The organism is Streptomyces sp. NPDC032822 (assembly GCF_055578825.1).
The window spans coordinates 348992-365602 of the sequence record NZ_JBVIOL010000008.1 but is presented as its reverse complement, the minus strand read 5'-3'; the positions used below and the strand labels follow the sequence as shown (position 1 = coordinate 365602).

Here is a 16611-nt window from a genome sequence, read left to right as displayed (position 1 = left end):
AGGACGCACCCCATGACCACGACCGGCATGACCGCGTCCCCGGACCTGACCCACAGGCCGGCCCACCGCGACGGCAACGTCCTGCGCTGGCTCGCCGCCTACACCTCCTCCATGGTCGGCGACAGCGTGTACTACATCGCGCTGTCCTGGGCGGCCGTACAGGCAGGGACGCCCTCGCAGGCCGGAGTGGTCATGGCGGTCAGCGCCGTGCCGAGGGCGCTGCTGATGCTGGGCGGGGGAGTGGTCGCCGACCGGTTCGGACCGCGCAGAGTCGTCATCGGCAGCGACGCGGTGCGCTGCGCGGCCGTCCTCGCGGTGTCGGCACTGCTGTTCCTCACCAGCCCCGGCCTGTGGCCGCTGGCCCTGCTCGCCCTGGTCTTCGGCACCGTCGACGCCGTGTTCATGCCGGCCGTGGGCGCCCTCCCCGCGCGCGTGACGAGCCGCGACCAGCTCGCGCGCGTGCAGGGCATGCGGGGCCTGGGCATCCGCTTCGCGAGTGTCGTCGGCGCCCCGCTCGGCGGTCTCGCGGTGGCGGTCGGCGGGGCGGCGGCCGCGTTCGGCCTCGCCAGCCTGCTGATAGCGGTGTCGGTGCCGCTGCTGGTCTCCGTGCGGATACGGGACCTGCCCGCCGACGACAGCTCACCCGCCATGTCGTCGCAGGACGGTACCGCCTGGCGCGACCTGCTGGACGGACTCGCCTACATCCGCCGTCACCGCGTGCTCGCCCCGCTGATGCTGGCCATCGCCCTCGGCGACCTCGGCTTCGTCGGCCCGCTCAACGTCGGCCTGACCCTGCTCGCCGACGAGCGCGGCTGGGGCGCCTCCGGCATGGGCTGGGTCCTCGCCGGGTTCGGCACCGGCGCGGGCGCCGCCTCACTGCTGCTGACCGTGCGCGGACGCCTGCCGTACGCCGGGTACGTGGCCGGATACGCCATCCTCGCGGGCTCCGTCGCGATCGGCGCCCTCGCCTTCGTCCCGGGCGTCCTCGCGGCCGTCGGGGTGGCCCTGCTCATCGGGCTGCTCGCCGGGCTCAGCGGGGCCATGTGCGGCGCCCTGCTGCAGACCCGGGCCGACCCCGCCTACCTCGGCCGCGTCACGGCCGTCGCCGGCCTGGTGAGCCTCGGCTTCGCCCCGCTGAGCATGCCGCTGTCCGCCGCGGCCATCGGCGCCTGGGGGACCGGCCCGGTCTTCGTGGTCAGCGCCGTGGTCTGCGGGCTCGGCGGGGTCGTCGCCCTGGGCGTCCGGGACCTGCGGCGGGCGGAACTGCCCCGCTGAGCGACGCCCGTGCACAAGGCGTGCGCCTTGCGCACGGGCGTCGACGTACCCACCCGGTCATGCGGTCATGGCCGCCCGGTCTTGGCCTCCTCGACCGGGGAGGGCTCCGTCAGAGACCCAGTTGCTGCGAGCCGTGCAGTCGGGCGATCGCCTCCTTGTCGCCGTCCAGATCGACCTTGGCGTCGTTCTGGCGGCCGTAGGTGAACAGGAGCAGCTCCGAGGGTTCGCCGGTCACCGTCACGACCGGGGTGCCGCGGTGGGCGACCGCCGTCTGGCCGTCCGGGCGACGGAGCACCAGGCCGGTCGGGACACCGCGTCCCATCAGGCGGGCGGTGCGTTCCAGGCGGGACCACAGGGCGTCCTGGAAGACCGGGTCGAGCTCGCGGGGCGACCACTCGGGCTGGGCGCGGCGGACGTCCTCGGTGTGGACGTAGAACTCGACGGTGTTCGACGCCTCGTCGATCTGCTTGAGGGAGAAGGGGGAGAACCGGGGCGGGCCGGTCCGGATCAGCTGGATGAGTTCCTCGTAGGGCTTGGCCGCGAACTCGGCCATCGCCTTGTCCAGACGCGGGGCGAGCTGTTTGATCAGCAGACCGCCGGCCGCGTCCGGGCGGCGCTCGCGCACCACCACGTGCGCGGCCAGGTCACGGGTCAGCCAGCCCTCGCACAGGGTCGGGGCCTCGGGGCCCGCGGCCTCCAACAGGTCGGCCAGGAGAAGTCGTTCACGCTTGGCGAAAGTCGACATGACAGCCAGCCTACGGCGGCCCAGGCGGTCCGCACAGTGGACACCCCCCGGTGACTGTCAGTGGCGGGCGGCACAATGGCACCATGACCAGCAGCACACCCCGCCAGCCCAGTCGGCTCGACCCCGGGATCGCCGCGCGCCTCAAGCGCAGCGCGGACGGACTCCTGCCCGCCATCGCCCAGCAGCACGACACCGGAGAGGTGCTGATGCTCGGCTGGATGGACGACGAGGCGCTGCACCGCACCCTCACCACCGGCCGCTGCACCTACTGGTCCCGCAGCCGCCGCGAGTACTGGGTCAAGGGCGACACCTCGGGCCACTTCCAGTGGGTGAAGTCCGTCGCCCTGGACTGCGACGCCGACACCCTGCTGGTCAAGGTCGACCAGGTCGGAGCCGCCTGCCACACCGGCGCGCGCACCTGCTTCGACGAAGACGTCCTCAAGGCCGTCGTGGGCGCCGGTTCCGGCGCACCGGCCACGGATCAGTAAGGTCAGCCGCCATGGACCTAGAGACGTTCCGCAAGCTGGCCACCGACCGCCGGGTCATCCCCGTCACCCGCAAGCTCCTCGTCGACGGCGACACCCCGGTCGCGCTCTACCGCAAGCTCGCCGCGGAGCGCCCCGGCACCTTCCTGCTGGAGTCCGCGGAGAACGGCCGCACCGCGTTCCAATGGTCTCGTTACTCGTTCATCGGCGTCCGCAGCGCCGCCACCCTCACCGCCCGCGACGGGCAGGCCCACTGGCTGGGCACCCCGCCCGTGGGCGTCCCGGCCGACGGCGACCCGCTCGCCGCCCTGCGCGCCACCATCGAGGCCCTGCACACCCCCCACCAGGAGGGCCTGCCGCCCTTCACCGGCGGCATGGTCGGCTACCTCGGCTACGACATCGTGCGCCGCCTGGAGAAGATCGGTCCGGGGGAGCGGGACGACCTCGGGCTGCCCGAGCTGACCATGCTCCTCACCAGCGACCTCGCGGTGATGGACCACTGGGAGGGCACGGTCCTGCTGATCGCCAACGCGATCAACCACAACGACCTCGACACGGGCGTCGACGAGGCCCACGCAGACGCGGTGGCCCGCCTGGACGCGATGGAGGCGGACCTGTCCCGCCCGGTCGCCCAGCCCCCGGCCGCCCTGCCCCCCTCGGAGCTCCCCGAGTACACGGCCCTGTGGGGCGGCCCCGACTTCCGGGCCGCCGTCGAGGACATCAAAGAGCGCATCCGCGCGGGCGAGGCCTTCCAGGTCGTCCCCTCCCAGCGCTTCGAAACGCCGTGCACGGCAAGCGCGTTGGACGTGTACCGAGTGCTGCGGGCCACCAACCCCTCCCCGTACATGTACCTGTTCCGCTTCGACGGCTTCGACGTCGTCGGCTCGTCCCCCGAGGCGCTGGTCAAGGTCGAGGACGGACGGGCCATGGTCCACCCCATCGCCGGCACCCGGCACCGCGGGGCCACCCCGCAGGAGGACCAGGCGCTCGCCGACGAACTGCTCGCCGACCCCAAGGAACGCGCCGAGCACCTCATGCTGGTCGACCTGGGCCGCAACGACCTGGGCCGGGTCTGCGAGCCGGGCTCGGTCGAGGTCGTCGACTTCATGTCCGTCGAGCGGTACTCGCACGTCATGCACATCGTCTCGACCGTCACCGGCAAGGTCGCCGCGGGACGCACCGCCTTCGACGTCCTGACGGCGTGTTTCCCGGCGGGCACCCTCTCCGGCGCCCCCAAGCCCCGAGCGATGCAGATCATCGACGAACTGGAGCCGTCCCGGCGGGGGTTGTACGGCGGCTGCGTCGGCTATCTCGACTTCGCGGGCGACTCCGACACCGCCATCGCGATCCGTACGGCCCTGCTGCGGGACGGCACGGCCTACGTCCAGGCGGGCGCCGGAATCGTCGCCGACTCCGACCCGGTCTCCGAGGACGAGGAGTGCCGCAACAAGGCGGCCGCGGTCCTGCGCGCGGTCCACACCGCCAACCGGCTCGGAAAGTAGGACGGGCATCACGTGAGCCCCGGGTGCCGGTTCGCCCGGGGTTCAGGCGATAGTGGAGTACGTGACTCCCGTACCTGACCCCCGTTCCGAAGCCGCAGGACCCGCCCGCGCCGGCCGCCGGAGTCTTGCCGTCGCCCTGCTCAGCGGTGCGCTCGGCGCGGCCGTGGCGTTGCTCGCCACCCGGCAGGAGTGGTCGCACGGCACCGCGACGGTGGCCGGCGGCAGCTTCCCGCTCACCGCCAGCGGCAGCGACGTCACGGGCGTGCCCGCGTCCCTGGCCATAGTGGGCCTCGCCGCGCTCGTCGCCGTCTTCGCCGTCCGCCGGGCCGGCCGCTTCCTGGTCGCCGCCGTGCTCGCGCTCTCCGGCGCCGGCACCATCGCCGCGGCGCTCCTCGGCGCGGGCGACAGCTCCGCGCTCGACGAGCAGGCCGCGAAGGCCTCCGGCGACACCTCCGCCACCGTCGACGCGCTCACACACACCGCCTGGCCCTACGTCGCGGTCGCCGGCGGGGCGCTGCTCCTCCTGGCCGGCCTGCTCGCCCTGCGCTACGGCCGCCAGTGGCCCGCGATGTCCGGCCGCTACGAGCGCTCCGGCACCCCCCGCCCGCGCCGCAAGGCACCCCCCGTCGACCCCGACCGCCCCGAGGACGTCTGGAAGGCCCTCGACCGCGGCGAGGACCCCACCGGCGCATAGGTGTTCGACGCCGCGCCGACACCGACGCGCGAGGGCGGACCCCCGGGCACCGGGCACGCGCGCGTGCGGAACAATGGACCATGAGCGTCCGGCTCAGACACGAACACCGCAACACAGCAACGAGGAGCAAGTCATGGCGGGCAGCAGCCACGGTCACACCCCGGCCGCCTGGACCGGCGTCATCATCGCCATCATCGGGTTCACCGTCGCGGGCGCCTTCATGGTGCTCGCCGACCCGGTGGGCTTCTGGGCCGGCATGGCGATCGTGGTCCTCGGTGGTGTGGTCGGCTGGATCATGAAGGGGATGGGCCTGGGCATGGCGAAGAGCACCCACTCGGCGCACCAGGTCGCGGACGGCAAGCGCGAGCCCGCGAGCGTCGAGAACTGACCGCACGCGACCTCGTGGAGGGGCGGCCCGACGCGAAAGCCGGGGCCGCCCCTCCCGCGTGTCCGGGGGCCGATACAGGGCACAATGCGAGCGTGAACGCCGACAGCCAGGGGACCGCTTCGAGGACACCGCCCGCGGGCGGTGGGACCGCGCTGGGGCGGCTGGCCGTGCCCGCCGGGGTGCTCGCGGCGGTCGCCGGGGCCTTCGCGTACGTGGGGACCGTGGACCCCAACCAGCCCGGTCACTACCCCGTCTGCCCGCTCCTGCGGCTCACCGGCGTCTACTGTCCCGGCTGCGGCGGGCTGCGCAGCGCGCACGCCTTCGTCCACGGGGACCTCGTCACCGCGCTGGGCGACAACGCGCTCGCCGTCGTGGGCTATTTCGGCTTCGCGGTCGTGTGGACCGTCTGGGTGGTCCGCGCGGTGCGCGGCCGGCCGGCGCGGATCACCCTCGGACCGGTCCAGCTGTGGAGTCTGGGCGCGTTGGTGCTGGTCTTCACGGTTGTCCGGAACCTGCCGTTCGGTGGCTGGCTACACCCTTGATCAATTCATGAAGGTCCAGGTAGTGGGACCGGCGTCAACCGGATGTGAGCCCTACGCCGTCCTCCGGATACCATCAAGGTGACCATCGGTTTTCGTCCCTGAGGCGGACCGGTGGCGGCAGCCGAACCGCTTGAACAGTCAACCGTCTGGAAGGGGGCCGCTCGCGTGAGTGTGCTCGACGAGATCATCGACGGAGTCCGTGCCGACCTCGCGGAGCGGCAGGCGCGCGTCAGCCTCGACGAGCTCAAGGAACGCGCGGCGAAGGCCCCCGCGGCCAAGGACGGGGTCGCCGCGCTGCGGGGCGACGGCGTCAAGGTCATCTGCGAGGTCAAGCGCTCCAGCCCGTCCAAGGGCGCGCTGGCCGCGATCGCCGACCCGGCCGGCCTGGCCGCGGACTACGAGGCGGGCGGCGCGGCCGTCATCTCCGTGCTGACCGAGGAGCGCCGCTTCGGCGGCTCGCTGGCCGACCTGGAAGCGGTCCGCGCGCGGGTGGACATCCCCGTACTGCGCAAGGACTTCATCGTCACCTCGTACCAGCTGTGGGAGGCCCGGGCCTACGGCGCCGACCTCGCGCTGCTCATCGTCGCCGCGCTGGACCAGCCGGCCCTGGAGTCCCTCATCGAGCGCGCCGGGTCGATCGGGCTCACCCCGATCGTCGAGGTGCACGACGAGGACGAGGTGGAGCGCGCGGTGGACGCCGGCGCGAGGATCATCGGCGTCAACGCGCGTAACCTCAAGACCCTTGAGGTCGACCGCGGGACGTTCGAGCGGCTGGCCCCGGAGATCCCCGCGGGCCTGGTCAGGATCGCCGAGTCGGGCGTCCGCGGACCGCACGACCTCATCGCGTACGCCAACGCCGGCGCCGACGCGGTCCTGGTGGGCGAGTCCCTGGTCACCGGCAAGGACCCCAAGACCGCGGTCGCCGACCTGGTGGCCGCCGGCGAACACCCCGCACTGCGCCACGGCCGGGGCTGACGGCTCGGTAGAGTAGGCCCCGATGACGCTTCCGCTCACCCTGACGCCCCCGGACCGGTACGCCCGCCTCGCGCGCGGCTGCCGGCCCCGGGGCTGCCGCGCGCCCGCACGACGCGTGCACGGGCGACGGGTGCGGTACGTCATCGGTGACGAACCCGGGCAGGTAAACGGCCAGCGATGGCAACGCCCCTTCTTCTAGGGGCGCGGGGAACTGCGCGATCGGCCACATCAGGCCCGCGGTCACCAGACCATCCCCGCCCCCACGGCGATTAGTGTCTTTCCACAAACTCACCGTGAGGTTTCCGCATGCCCAGCGAGTTCTTCATCCCCGACCCCGAGGGTCACATCCCCAGCGCCGAAGGCTACTTCGGCGCGTTCGGCGGCAAGTTCATCCCGGAGGCCCTCGTCGCCGCCGTGGACGAGGTCGCCGTCGAGTACGACAAGGCGAAGCACGACCCCGAGTTCGCGCGCGAGCTCGACGACCTCCTCGTCCACTACACCGGCCGCCCCAGCTCCCTCACCGAGGTGCCGCGGTTCGCCGAACACGCCGGTGGCGCCCGGGTGTTCCTCAAGCGCGAGGACCTCAACCACACCGGCTCGCACAAGATCAACAACGTGCTCGGCCAGGCCCTGCTGACCAGGCGGATGGGCAAGACGCGGGTCATCGCCGAGACCGGCGCCGGTCAGCACGGCGTCGCGACCGCCACCGCCTGTGCGCTGTTCGGCCTGGAATGCACCATCTACATGGGCGAGATCGACACCCAGCGCCAGGCGCTGAACGTGGCCCGGATGCGCATGCTCGGCGCCGAGGTCATCGCCGTGAAGTCCGGCAGCCGCACCCTGAAGGACGCGATCAACGAGGCGTTCCGCGACTGGGTCGCCAACGTCGACCGCACGCACTACCTGTTCGGGACCGTGGCCGGACCGCACCCCTTCCCGGCCATGGTGCGCGACTTCCACCGCGTGATCGGCGTCGAGGCCCGCCGCCAGATCCTGGAGCGCGCCGGACGCCTGCCCGACGCGGCCGTCGCCTGTGTCGGCGGCGGCTCCAACGCCATCGGCCTCTTCCACGCCTTCATCCCCGACGCGGACGTACGCCTCATCGGCTGCGAGCCCGCCGGGCACGGCATCGAGAGCGGCGAGCACGCGGCGACCCTGACGGCCGGCGAGCCCGGCATCCTGCACGGCTCCCGGTCGTACGTCCTCCAGGACGAGGAGGGCCAGATCACCGAGCCCTACTCGATCTCCGCCGGACTCGACTACCCCGGCATCGGCCCCGAGCACGCCTACCTCAAGGACAGCGGCCGGGGCGAGTACCGCGCGGTCACCGACGACGCGGCCATGCAGGCGCTGCGTCTGCTGTCCCGCAGCGAGGGCATCATCCCGGCCATCGAGAGCGCCCACGCACTGGCCGGCGCCCTGGAGGTCGGCAGGGAGCTGGGCAAGGACGGGCTGATCGTCGTCAACCTGTCCGGGCGCGGCGACAAGGACATGGACACGGCCGCCCGCTACTTCGGCCTGTACGACACCGACGCCGAGGTCGCGGCCAACGCCGCCGACACCGCCGAGATCGAGGGGGACGCCAAGTGAGCGGCAACATCCAGCTGTTGAGCGACACCCTCGCCGGCGCCCGGGCCGAGGGCCGTTCCGCGCTCATCGCCTACCTCCCGGCCGGGTTCCCGACGGTGGACGGCGGCATCGCGGCGATCAAGGCCGTCTTCGACGGTGGCGCGGACATCGTCGAGGTCGGTCTGCCGCACAGCGACCCGGTCCTCGACGGCCCGGTCATCCAGACCGCCGACGACATCGCCCTGCGCGGCGGCGTCAAGATCGCGGACGTCATGCGGACGGTCAAGGAGGCCCACGAGGCGACCGGGAAGCCGGTGCTCGTGATGACGTACTGGAACCCGATCGACCGCTACGGCGTCGAGCGCTTCACCGCCGAGCTCGCCGAGGCGGGCGGCGCCGGGTGCATCCTGCCCGACCTGCCCGTGCAGGAGTCGCAGCTGTGGAGGGAGCACGCCGAGAAGCACGGTCTCGCCACGGTCTTCGTGGTGGCGCCCAGCAGCAAGGACGAGCGGCTCGCCAGGATCACCGCGGCGGGCAGCGGCTTCGTCTACGCCGCCTCGCTCATGGGCGTCACCGGCACCCGGGCCTCGGTCGGCGCGCAGGCCCAGGACCTGGTGGAGCGGACCCGGGCCACCGGCACCGGCCTGCCGGTCTGCGTCGGGCTCGGCGTCTCCGACGCCCGGCAGGCCGCCGAGGTGGCCCGCTTCGCCGACGGCGTGATCGTCGGCTCGGCCTTCGTCAAGCTGATGCTGGACGCGCCGGACGACGCGGCCGGCGTCGAGGCGGTCCGGGCGCTCGCCGGTGAGCTCGCCGAGGGCGTGCGCGCCAAGGCGTAACAAGGCGGGCGAGGACGGGGATTTCGTACGGGTCACTCGAACGGGTGGACCTGGGACCGGGGAGGCGCGGTGCGCCTCCCCGGTTCGTTCTGCGGGATGTGAGCGAGAAGAACCGAGAGGGAAAGCGCACCGCCCGGGAGCGGCTGGCGGAAGAGCGCGAGAAGCAGAAGTCCGCGGAGAAGCGGCGCCGGGTGTTGATCGTGGGCGTGAGCGTGGTCGGCGTCCTGGGCCTCGCGGCGGTGATCGGCGTGGTCGCGGCGAACGTGGGCAAGGACGACGGCAGTGACTCCGCGGGTCCGGTCGTGGCGCCCTCGGGCGCGCAGGGCAAGGACAGTCTCGCGATCCCGGCCGGAAAGGAGAGCGCCAGGTCGACGCTCACCGTCTGGGAGGACTTCCGCTGTCCGGCCTGCAAGGCCTTCGAGACGGCGTACCGGCCGGTGATCCATGAGCTGACCAAGTCCGGTCAGCTGAAGGTGGAGTACCACCTGGCCACCATCATCGACGGCAACATGGGAGGCACCGGCTCCCGCACCGCGGCCAACGCCGCGGCCTGCGCCCAGGACGCCGGAAAGTTCACGGCGTACCACGACGTGCTGTACGACAACCAGCCCGCGGAGACCGACGACACCTTCGCCGAGAACGGCAAGCTCATCGAGCTGGCGGCCAAGGCCGACGGCCTCGACACGGCCGCGTTCCGTTCGTGCGTCGAGAAGGGCACCCACAACAGCTGGGTCGAGAAGTCCTCGGCGGCCTTCCGCAACGGCGGCTTCACCGGCACCCCGACCGTGATCCTCAACGGCAAGAACATCTACCAGGACCAGACGATGACCCCGGCGAAGCTGAAGCAGCTGGTGCAGGAGGCCGACAAGGCGTGAGCAGATGGGTGAACGGCTTTCACACCCGCCCGTTATGGACCCGTAGCCGGGCTGCCCTCCGTGGGCCCGGTCCGGCCATGTAGCGTCGACCCTGCCATGGAACTTGCCTACATTCCCAGCCCGTCGCGCGGGGTGCTGTACCTCGGTCCCGTCCCGCTGCGCGGCTACGCGTTCTGCATCATCATCGGCGTCTTCGTAGCCGTCTGGCTCGGAAACAAGCGCTGGATCGCCCGCGGCGGGCGGGCCGGCACGGTGGCCGACATCGCGGTCTGGGCCGTGCCGTTCGGTCTCGTCGGCGGCCGGCTCTACCACGTGATCACGGACTACGAGCTGTACTTCAGCGAGGGCCGTGACTGGGTCGACGCCTTCAAGATCTGGGAGGGCGGCCTCGGTATCTGGGGCGCGATCGCCCTCGGAGCGGTGGGCGCCTGGATCGGCTGCCGGAGCCGGGGCATCCCGCTGCCCGCCTGGGCCGACGCCCTCGCCCCCGGCATCGCCCTCGCCCAGGCGATCGGCCGCTGGGGCAACTGGTTCAACCAGGAGCTGTACGGCAAGGAGACCGACCTCCCCTGGGCCCTGCACATCACGTCCTCCGCGGACGGCCGGGTACCCGGCTACTACCACCCGACGTTCCTGTACGAGTCGTTGTGGTGCGTCGGTGTCGCCGTCCTCGTGATCTGGGCCGACCGCCGCTTCAAGCTGGGCCACGGGCGGGCGTTCGCGCTGTACGTCGCGGCGTACTGCGCGGGCCGGTTCTGGATCGAGTACATGCGCGTCGACGACGCCCACCACATCCTGGGCCTGCGTCTGAACAACTGGACCGCGATGGTCGTGTTCGTGCTCGCGGTGGTCTACCTGGTGCTGTCGGCGAAGAAGCGGCCGGGCCGGGAGACGGTGGTCGAGCCGGGCGCGGAGGCCGCCGACGGCGAGACCGCCGACCCCGATGGATCCGACGCCGATGCCTCCGACGCGGAGAAGAAGGCCGACGCGGAAGCCGAGGGGAAGGCCGAGTCGGACACCGAGGACCCCGAGGACGCGGTGGACGAGGCAGACGTCAAGGACGAGGCCGGGTCGGGCAAGAAGGTCTGACGGCCGGTTGTCACTTCTGTGAGTCGATGAGGGCGCCCGGAGATCTCCGGGCGCCCTCCGTCATGTCCGGCGGGCCAGGGACAGCGTGCGGTGGGCCGCCGCCACCACCGCCGCGTCGATGAACCTGCCGTCCGGCAGTGCCTGGGCGCCCCGGTCCGTGGGCGCCGCCTTGACGATCGTCTCGGCCTCCTCGATCTCCTGTTCCGTGGGGAGGTAGGCGCGTTCGATCACCGGCAGCTGGCGGGGGTGGATGGCGGCGCGGCCGAGGAAGCCGAGCCGGCGGCCGTGGGCGCAGGAGGCGGCCAGGGCGTCGAGGTCGCGGATGTCGGGGTGGACGGACTGGGGCGGTGCGGCGAGGCCCGCCGCGCGGGCGGCGACGATCACGCGGGAGCGGGACCAGTCGAGGCCGGAGTCCTCGCGTACGCCCAGGTCGGCGCTGAGGTCCGCCTCGCCGAGGGCGAGGCCGCGCAGGGCCGGGTGCGCGGCGGCGATGGCGTGGGCGAGTTCGATGCCGAGGGCCGTCTCCAGGAGGGCGTGGAGCGGGGGCGTACCTCCTTCGGCGTGGGCGGTCTCCTCGGCGACGCGGATGATCTGTCCGGGGGACGTCACCTTCGGCAGGCGGAGGCCGCAGAGGCCCGGGAGGTGGGCCACCGCCGCCAGATCCGCCGCGCGGAGAGGGCCGTCGAGGGCGTTCACGCGGACGTGGACCGGTACCGGCTGCGGCTCGCGGAGGCGTTCGGCGGTGGCGTCGCGGGCGTACTCCTTGCGGTCGGGGGCGACCGCGTCCTCCAGGTCGATCACGACGACGTCGGCGCCCGAGGCGAGAGCCTTGGTGACGACATGCGGGCGGTCGCCGGGGGCGTACAGCCAGGTCAGAGGAGGTGCGGCGGGCGCTGTCACACCGCACCCGCCTCGCGCAGGGCGGTCAACTCGGCGTCGGTGAGGCCCAGTTCGGTCAGGACGTCCGCCGTGTCCGCCCCGTGCGGGCGGCCCGTCCAGCGGATCGCGCCGGGGGTGGCGGAGAGACGGAAGAGGACGTTCTGCATGCGCAGGGGGCCGAGGTCCGGGTCGTCGACCGTGGTGATGGTGTCGAGGGCCTGGTACTGCGGGTCGGCCAGCACGTCCCGGACGTCCTGGATCGGCGCGATGGCCGCCTCCGCCTTCTCGAAGGCGGCGAGGACCTCGGTGCGGGTGCGCTCGGCGATCCAGGAGCCGACCGCCGCGTCGAGCACGTCGGTGTGGGCGGCCCGCCCGGCGCCGGTGGCGAACCACGGCTCCTCGGTCAGCTCCGGGCGGCCGACCAGCCGCAGGACGCGCTCGGCGATCGACTGGGCCGAGGTGGAGACGGCGACCCAGGTGCCGTCGGCCGTGCGGTAGGTGTTGCGCGGAGCGTTGTTGGCGGACCGGTTGCCGGTGCGCTCCTGGACGTATCCCAACTGGTCGTACCAGGTCGGCTGCGGGCCGAGAGCCATCAGGATCGGTTCGATGAGGGCCAGGTCGACGACCTGGCCCTCGCCGGTGCGGTCGCGGGCGGCGAGGGCGGTCATGACGGCGTACGCCGTGGCGAGGCCCGCGATCGAGTCGGCCAGGCCGAAGGGCGGGAGGGTCGGGGGAGCGTCCGGTTCGCCGGTGATCGCGGCGAAGCCGCTCATCGCCTCGGCGAGGGTGCCGAAGCCGGGGCGGTGGGCGGAGGGGCCGAACTGGCCGAAGCCCGTGACGCGGGCCAGGACCAGGCGGGGGTTGGCGGCCGACAGTTCGCCCCAGCCGAGGTCCCACTTCTCCAGGGTGCCGGGGCGGAAGTTCTCGATGACGACGTCCGCGGTCGCGACGAGCCGGAGGAGGGTGGCCCGGCCGCCGGGCGCGGAGAGGTTCAGCGTGATCGTGCGCTTGTTGCGGCCGAGCAGCTTCCACCACAGGCCCACACCGTCCTTCGACGGGCCGTGGCCGCGGGAGGGGTCCGGTTTCGTGGGGTGCTCGACCTTGATGACCTCGGCGCCGAAGTCGCCGAGCATGGTGGCGGCGAGGGGGCCCGCGAAGAGGGTGGCGAGGTCGAGGACGCGCAGGCCGGTCAGGGGCGCGGTGGTGGCGGTCGTCGTGCGGTGCTGTGCTGTCATGACGTGTACCGCGCTTCGATTTCGGAGCGGTACGGCATCGAGGCCGAGGCGCCCGCTCGTTGGACGGAGAGTGCCGCGGCCGCGGCCGCCCGGCGCAGGGCCTCGCGCATCGGGCGGCCCTCACCGAGGGCCACGGCCAGGTTGCCGACGAAGGTGTCGCCCGCGCCGGTCGAGTCCACGGCGGTGACCTGAGGTGCGGGGACGGTGAACGGCTCGGCTCCGCGGGCCGCGTGCAGGCTGCCGGCCGCGCCCAGGGTGACGACCACCTCCGGGACCTGCTCCAGCAGGGCGAGGGCCGCGCTGCGCGGGTCGGTGCGGCCGGTGAGGGCGGCGGCCTCGTGTTCGTTGGGCACCAACAGGTCGACGGCGTCGAGGAGTTCGGGTGGCAGCGGCCGGGCGGGCGCGGGGGTGAGGACCGTACGGATGCCGTGGCCGCGGGCCGCCCGCGCGCCCGCGAGGACCGCGGGCAGCGGGATCTCCAACTGGAGGAGCAGGGCGTCGGCGGAGGCGATGAGGCGCTCGTCGCCGGGGGCGAGGTGGTCGACGGTGCCGTTGGCACCGGGGATCACGACGATCGCGTTGCCGCCCTCGTCGTCCACGACGATGTGCGCGGTGCCGGACGGGCCCTCGACCGTGCGCAGGTGGTCGGTCGTGACACCGGAGTGTTCGAGGGTGGAGCGCAGCTGGGCGCCGAAGGAGTCGTTGCCGACCGCGCCGACCATCGAGACGGTGGCGCCCGCGCGGGCCGCGGCGATCGCCTGGTTGGCGCCCTTGCCGCCGGGGACCGTACGGAACTCCCGTCCCGTCACGGTCTCTCCGCGCCGCGGGGCCTTCTCGACGTAGGCGACGAGATCCATGTTCGTGCTGCCGAGCACGGCGATGTGGGTCATGGGCGAGCAGCCTCCAGGAGGGTGAGGTGGGCCAGGGTGTCGAAGCCGACGCCGTCGAAGTCGCCGACGGAGGTGGACAGGCGGTTCTTGAGGGGGGCCGTCCAGCGGTCGGGGAGGGCATCGGGGGCACCGGCGAGGAGGCCGGCGATGCCGCCGGTGGTGGCGCCGTTGGAGTCGGTGTCCCAACCTCCCGACACGGCCCGGCAGACGGAGCCGGTGAAGTCGCCGTCCGCGTGGGTGAGGGCGGCGGCGATCAGGGCCGTGTTGGGGAGGGCGTGGACCCAGTGGTGGGTGGCGGCGTACCGCGCGTGCAGTTCGTCCACGACCGTGTCGAAGTCGGCGTGGGTCCCGGCGAGTTCGATGGCGTGGCGGACGGCCCGGGACAGACGGGAGGCCGGGGGGATCACCGTGAGGCCGATGCGGAGCGCGGTGTGGATGTCCGTGGTGCCGGTGGCCGCCTCGGCGATGGTGGCCGCCGTGAACATCGCCGCGTAGACGCCGTTGGCGGTGTGGGTGAGGGTCGCGTCGCGGTGGGCCTGTTCGGCCGCGGCGCCCGGGTCGCCGGGGTGGGTCCAGCCGTGGACGTCGGCGCGGATCAGGGCGCCGATCCATTCGCGGAAGGGGTTGCGGTGGCGGGCCGTGTGCGGGGGCTCCAGGCCGGAGAGGAGGTTGCGGTACGCGATGCGTTCGGCGGTGAACGTGCGGCCGGCCGGGAGTTCGTCGAGCCAGAGTCTCGCCACGTCGGTGGTGGTGAAGGCGCTGCCGTGGCGTTGGAGCAGGAGGAGGTTGAGGAGGGGGTAGTTGAGGTCGTCGTCCTCCGGCATGCCGTCGATGTTCTCGGCGAGGGAGGTGGGGGCGGAGCGGCGGTTCCAGGGGTGGGCGGTGAGGAGGTGCTGGGGGACACCGCGGGCGGTGAAGTAGGTGCTGAGGGGCCAGTTGCCGGTGGCGGCGGCGAGTTGGCGGATCGCGGAGAGGGGGAGCTTCTCGACCGGCTTGCCGAGGAGGCAGCCGACTGCTCTGCCCAGCCAGGCCGCTTCCAGGCGGGGCTGGGTGAGGGGTGCTGCGGGGGCGGGTTCGCTCGCCCGCGCTTGCGGGGTGCCGCGCCTCTTCGGGTCGGGAGCCGCCCCAGCGGCACGACCGCCCGCAGACCGGTGGCGTCGACTGCCCGTGGCCGGCGCGGACGGCCAGTTGGGGCAGGCTGCCCTGATGCTGGTGAGGTCGGTCGGTTCCCGGTCCGCCAACTCGCTGGTCAGGTCTGCCAGTTCGTCCAGTAGGTCCTCGGCGAGTTGCCGGAGGTGTCTCGATGCCGGCTCTGCCGATGCGCCTGCTCTCAGGGGGGCTTCGGTGCCGCCCGCCGCTCGCCATCGCGCCTCGATCGCCTGGGGCTCCCGGCCGTCCTGTCCGGCCTGGTGGAGTTCGTGGCCGAGCAGGTCCTCCGGCTGGACCCAGGTCAGTCGGAGCATCCGGGGTCTCCGAGGTCGGCGAACGCCCGCTCGTGGGCGCGGCGGCGGTGGACGTCCTGTTCGAAGATCTCCCGGGTCACGGCCGTCAGGGTCCTCGCCGGTTCCCACAGGTCCAGGCGGCTGGCCTCGGAGACCTGCTTCGCCCAGCTCTCGGGGACCGTTGAGCCCAGGGCGCCGGCGAGGGCGCCCGCCATCGTGGCGATGGAGTCGCAGTCGCGGCCGTAGTTCACCGCGCCGAGCACCGCGTGCCGGTAGTCGCCGTCGGCCACGAGCAACATGCCCAGCGCCACCGGGAGTTCCTCGATCGTGTGCAGGCGGGACGGGCGACGGGCACCGAGCGAGGGCTGCCGGTAGTCGGGGCCCACCGTGTCGTAGGGCGCCACCGCCTCGCGCAGCGGGGTCAGCGCCGACTCGAAGTCCGTGTACCGGGAGGCCGTCGCGCAGACCTGCTCGATCGCCGCCCGGGTGCCGTCCTTCGCCAGGGCGAGGCAGGCCGAGACGACCGAGCCCGGGGTCGCCCCGGGGGTGCTCGCCGCCGCGACCCCCGCCGCGAAGACGGCCGCCGCCTCGCGGCCGTACGACGACTGGTGGGCGCCCGCGAGGTCCAGCGCCTCGGCGTACGCGCCCGCCGGGTTGGCCGCGTTGACCAGGCCGACCGGGGCCATGTACATCGCCGCGCCGCAGTTGACGATGTTGCCGACGCCGGCCTCGCGGGGGTCGACATGGCCGTAGTGGAGGCGGGCGACCAGCCACTTCTCCGCGAGGAAGATCCGGTGGAGGGGGAGTGCCTCGGTCTCCAGCTCCGGGATCCAGCGCGGGGTCGTCATCAGGTCCGGGACCAGGTGGTCGGCGACCGCGTAGGCGTCCAGATGGTCGCGGACCCGGGCGTAGACCCGTACCAGTGCGTGGGTCATCAGGGTGTCGTCGGTGACGTGGCCGTCGCCCTTGTGGTAGGGCGCGATGGGGCGGGCCGAGCGCCAGGCGTCGCCGTTCCAGGGGCCCACGACACCGTGGACGCGGCCGGCGTGGCGCTCCAGGATCTGGGTGGGGGAGTAGCCCTCGACCGGGCCGCCGAGGGCGTCGCCGACGGCCGCGCCGACCAGGGCGCCGGCGATGCGTTCGTCGAGACCTCTTGTGGTGCTTTCTTCTCCTTTGGGTGTCATGAGCCG

The 16611-nt window shown here is 73.0% G+C and carries 18 protein-coding genes; 12 read left to right on the top strand and 6 right to left on the bottom strand.

Annotated elements, in window-relative coordinates; all coding sequences use genetic code 11:
- Positions 1-12: 12 nt before the first annotated feature.
- Positions 13-1275 (top strand): MFS transporter, encoded by a 1263-nt coding sequence (locus ACZ5VD_RS24535; RefSeq protein ID WP_468549454.1) that lies wholly within the window; start codon positions 13-15, stop codon positions 1273-1275.
- Positions 1276-1384: 109 nt separating this feature from the next.
- On the opposite strand, the gene ACZ5VD_RS24530 is transcribed toward ACZ5VD_RS24535, so the two are convergent.
- Entirely contained in the window at positions 1385-2020 is a 636-nt protein-coding gene (locus ACZ5VD_RS24530; RefSeq protein ID WP_468549455.1) for a TIGR03085 family metal-binding protein, read from the bottom strand.
- 83 nt (positions 2021-2103) lie between these two features.
- Here ACZ5VD_RS24530 and hisI point away from each other — a divergent pair, with 83 nt between their 5' ends.
- The 11 genes from hisI to lgt all read left to right on the top strand — a co-directional run bounded on the left by hisI (position 2104) and on the right by lgt (position 10975).
- Entirely contained in the window at positions 2104-2508 is a 405-nt protein-coding gene (gene hisI / locus ACZ5VD_RS24525) for a phosphoribosyl-AMP cyclohydrolase (protein WP_468549456.1), read from the top strand.
- Between the two features lie 11 nt (positions 2509-2519).
- Positions 2520-4007, top strand: a complete 1488-nt coding sequence (locus ACZ5VD_RS24520) for an anthranilate synthase component I (RefSeq protein ID WP_468549457.1) — start codon at positions 2520-2522, stop codon at positions 4005-4007.
- A 52-nt stretch (positions 4008-4059) separates the two neighbouring features.
- Entirely contained in the window at positions 4060-4701 is a 642-nt protein-coding gene (locus ACZ5VD_RS24515) for a TIGR02234 family membrane protein (protein ID WP_468549458.1), read from the top strand.
- A gap of 133 nt (positions 4702-4834) precedes the next feature.
- A complete protein-coding gene (locus ACZ5VD_RS24510; protein ID WP_468683288.1) occupies positions 4835-5089 on the top strand; it encodes an HGxxPAAW family protein in 255 nt (84 codons plus the stop codon).
- Positions 5090-5181: 92 nt separating this feature from the next.
- Positions 5182-5631 carry a DUF2752 domain-containing protein gene (locus ACZ5VD_RS24505; RefSeq protein ID WP_468549460.1) on the top strand — a complete coding sequence of 150 codons (450 nt, stop codon included), beginning with the start codon at positions 5182-5184 and terminating at the stop codon, positions 5629-5631.
- A gap of 165 nt (positions 5632-5796) precedes the next feature.
- Complete coding sequence (gene trpC, locus ACZ5VD_RS24500; protein WP_468549461.1) at positions 5797-6606, top strand: indole-3-glycerol phosphate synthase TrpC; 810 nt, start codon at positions 5797-5799, stop codon at positions 6604-6606.
- 22 nt (positions 6607-6628) lie between these two features.
- Entirely contained in the window at positions 6629-6805 is a 177-nt protein-coding gene (gene trpM / locus ACZ5VD_RS24495; protein WP_468549462.1) for a tryptophan biosynthesis modulator TrpM, read from the top strand.
- 107 nt (positions 6806-6912) lie between these two features.
- Complete coding sequence (gene trpB, locus ACZ5VD_RS24490; protein ID WP_468683287.1) at positions 6913-8196, top strand: tryptophan synthase subunit beta; 1284 nt, start codon at positions 6913-6915, stop codon at positions 8194-8196.
- Positions 8193-9011, top strand: coding sequence for a tryptophan synthase subunit alpha (trpA, locus tag ACZ5VD_RS24485; protein WP_468549464.1), 819 nt, complete (start codon positions 8193-8195; stop codon positions 9009-9011). The genes trpB and trpA overlap by 4 nt, the downstream gene beginning before the upstream one ends.
- Positions 9012-9109: 98 nt before the next feature.
- Positions 9110-9886, top strand: a complete 777-nt coding sequence (locus ACZ5VD_RS24480; RefSeq protein WP_468549465.1) for a DsbA family protein — start codon at positions 9110-9112, stop codon at positions 9884-9886.
- Positions 9887-9982: 96 nt separating this feature from the next.
- On the top strand, positions 9983-10975 hold the full coding sequence (gene lgt / locus ACZ5VD_RS24475) for a prolipoprotein diacylglyceryl transferase (RefSeq protein WP_468683285.1): 993 nt from the start codon (positions 9983-9985) through the stop codon (positions 10973-10975).
- Between the two features lie 60 nt (positions 10976-11035).
- On the opposite strand, the gene ACZ5VD_RS24470 is transcribed toward lgt, so the two are convergent.
- From ACZ5VD_RS24470 to ACZ5VD_RS24450, 5 genes are read right to left on the bottom strand one after another with little or no spacing between them, the layout of a single operon-like run.
- The gene (locus ACZ5VD_RS24470; RefSeq protein WP_468683284.1) at positions 11036-11875 is read right to left on the bottom strand and encodes an HpcH/HpaI aldolase/citrate lyase family protein; all 840 of its coding nucleotides are present in this window, start codon (positions 11873-11875) and stop codon (positions 11036-11038) included.
- On the bottom strand, positions 11872-13089 hold the full coding sequence (locus tag ACZ5VD_RS24465; RefSeq protein WP_468683282.1) for a CaiB/BaiF CoA transferase family protein: 1218 nt from the start codon (positions 13087-13089) through the stop codon (positions 11872-11874). Before ACZ5VD_RS24465 ends, ACZ5VD_RS24470 begins: the two co-directional genes overlap by 4 nt.
- Entirely contained in the window at positions 13086-13979 is an 894-nt protein-coding gene (gene rbsK / locus ACZ5VD_RS24460; protein ID WP_468549469.1) for a ribokinase, read from the bottom strand. Before rbsK ends, ACZ5VD_RS24465 begins: the two co-directional genes overlap by 4 nt.
- Entirely contained in the window at positions 13976-15442 is a 1467-nt protein-coding gene (locus tag ACZ5VD_RS24455; protein ID WP_468683281.1) for an ADP-ribosylglycohydrolase family protein, read from the bottom strand. The genes rbsK and ACZ5VD_RS24455 overlap by 4 nt, the downstream gene beginning before the upstream one ends.
- Positions 15430-16605, bottom strand: coding sequence for an ADP-ribosylglycohydrolase family protein (locus tag ACZ5VD_RS24450; protein ID WP_468683279.1), 1176 nt, complete (start codon positions 16603-16605; stop codon positions 15430-15432). Before ACZ5VD_RS24450 ends, ACZ5VD_RS24455 begins: the two co-directional genes overlap by 13 nt.
- Positions 16606-16611: the final 6 nt, after the last annotated feature.

Excerpts from the sequence above, each read along its gene's own strand:
- rbsK (WP_468549469.1), bottom strand. The coding sequence starts at position 13,979 with ATGACCCACATCGCCGTGCTCGGCAGCACGAACATGGATCTCGTCGCC.
- hisI (WP_468549456.1), top strand. The coding sequence starts at position 2,104 with ATGACCAGCAGCACACCCCGCCAGCCCAGTCGGCTCGACCCCGGGATC.
- ACZ5VD_RS24455 (WP_468683281.1), bottom strand. The coding sequence starts at position 15,442 with ATGCTCCGACTGACCTGGGTCCAGCCGGAGGACCTGCTCGGCCACGAA.
- ACZ5VD_RS24535 (WP_468549454.1), top strand. The coding sequence starts at position 13 with ATGACCACGACCGGCATGACCGCGTCCCCGGACCTGACCCACAGGCCG.
- lgt (WP_468683285.1), top strand. The coding sequence starts at position 9,983 with ATGGAACTTGCCTACATTCCCAGCCCGTCGCGCGGGGTGCTGTACCTC.
- ACZ5VD_RS24465 (WP_468683282.1), bottom strand. The coding sequence starts at position 13,089 with ATGACAGCACAGCACCGCACGACGACCGCCACCACCGCGCCCCTGACC.
- trpB (WP_468683287.1), top strand. The coding sequence starts at position 6,913 with ATGCCCAGCGAGTTCTTCATCCCCGACCCCGAGGGTCACATCCCCAGC.
- ACZ5VD_RS24510 (WP_468683288.1), top strand. The coding sequence starts at position 4,835 with ATGGCGGGCAGCAGCCACGGTCACACCCCGGCCGCCTGGACCGGCGTC.
- ACZ5VD_RS24450 (WP_468683279.1), bottom strand. The coding sequence starts at position 16,605 with ATGACACCCAAAGGAGAAGAAAGCACCACAAGAGGTCTCGACGAACGC.
- trpM (WP_468549462.1), top strand. The coding sequence starts at position 6,629 with ATGACGCTTCCGCTCACCCTGACGCCCCCGGACCGGTACGCCCGCCTC.
- ACZ5VD_RS24530 (WP_468549455.1), bottom strand. The coding sequence starts at position 2,020 with ATGTCGACTTTCGCCAAGCGTGAACGACTTCTCCTGGCCGACCTGTTG.
- ACZ5VD_RS24520 (WP_468549457.1), top strand. The coding sequence starts at position 2,520 with ATGGACCTAGAGACGTTCCGCAAGCTGGCCACCGACCGCCGGGTCATC.